The 1,475-nt window shown below is 63.9% G+C and carries 1 protein-coding gene; it reads right to left on the reverse strand.

Annotated elements, in window-relative coordinates; genetic code table 11:
* Positions 1-1,287, reverse strand: a 1,287-nt coding sequence (gdhA, locus tag CZ322_RS09615; protein WP_087071219.1) for an NADP-specific glutamate dehydrogenase, incomplete at its 3' end; no start/stop codon positions are given.
* Positions 1,288-1,475: the final 188 nt, after the last annotated feature.

Raw genomic sequence — 1,475 nt, forward strand, 5'->3', positions numbered from 1 at the left:
CACCACGTAGTTGCCTTCGTGGCCGTAGCGGGCGGCGGCATCCAGGGAGGTGTCGTGGATATCGCGCATGATGTCGTGCAGTTTGGCATCCACCTTTTCGAAGCTCCAGCTTTGCCGCGCGGAATTCTGCTGCATTTCCAGCGCGGAGGTGGCCACCCCGCCGGCGTTCGCGGCCTTGCCGGGGGCGAAAAGCACCCCGTTTTCCTGGAGCAGGTGGGTGGCTTCCAGGGCGGTGGGCATATTCGCGCCTTCCACCACCGCGCGCACTCCCCCGTTGAGAAGCTGGCGCGCATCGGCCTCGTTGAGTTCGTTCTGAGTGGCGCACGGGAAAGCGATATCCGCACGAATCCCCAGTTCAGCCAGGTTCCACACCTTCGCCCCGGCCTGGTAACGCGCGTTGGGGCGCTGCGCTGCGTAATCAGAGACCCGCCCGCGCAGATCTTCCTTAATATGGCGAAGCAGCTCGACGTCGATGCCGGCGTCGTCGTAAACCATCCCGGAAGAATCCGAGGCCGTGACCACGCGCGCGCCCATCTGCTGCGCCTTCGCGATCGCGTACAGCGCGACGTTCCCGGAACCGGAGACGATCGCGGTGCGCCCGTCCAAACTTTCCCCGCGCGCGGCGAGCATGGCGTCCGCGAAGTAAACCGCGCCGTAACCGGTGGCTTCGGTGCGGGCGAGCGAGCCGCCGAAGCCGAGGCCCTTGCCGGTGAGCACGCCGGCGTCGAAAGTATCGCGGATGCGGCGGTACTGGCCGAACAGGTAGCCGATTTCGCGCCCGCCCACGCCGATATCGCCGGCGGGAACGTCAATATCGGGGCCGATGTGGCGTTGCAATTCGGTCATGAAGGACTGGCAGAAGCGCATCACTTCGTTATCGCTTTTGCCCTTGGGGTCGAAATTTGCGCCGCCTTTGGCGCCGCCGATGTGCTGGCGGGTCAGCGCGTTCTTGAAGATTTGCTCGAAGCCGAGGAATTTGAGCATGCCCAGGTAAACGGTGGGATGGAAGCGCAGGCCGCCTTTATAGGGCCCGAGCGCCGAGTTGAATTGCACCCGGTAGCCTTTATTGACGCGAATTTTGCCGGCGTCATCGACCCACGGCACGCGGAAGGCGATGATGCGTTCGGGTTCAACCAGCCGTTCCAGGATGGCGTGGTCGGCGTACTCGGGGTGAGCCGCGAGGACCGGGGCGATGGAATCGAAAACTTCGCGCACGGCCTGATGGAATTCGGGTTCGCCCGGATTGGCGGCGACGACCTGATCGTAAACTTTATTCGCGTAATGCATATCAAAATGGTAAAACGTCCGGGTGCTTTCGCGGTATGATTTCGAAGCTCGAACACCACTCCGCGGTGCACGTCACATTGAGGTGCGGTGCGCGCGGGGTTCGTGCAGAACGACGACGGCGCCACCGGGCAGCCGCCACCCAGGCGCGTAAAGTGAGTGCGGCACGCGAAGCCGGCACGGCGCGCGCC

This window comes from Actinotignum timonense (assembly GCF_900155575.1).
In the GTDB taxonomy this organism is placed as follows: domain Bacteria; phylum Actinomycetota; class Actinomycetes; order Actinomycetales; family Actinomycetaceae; genus Actinotignum; species Actinotignum timonense.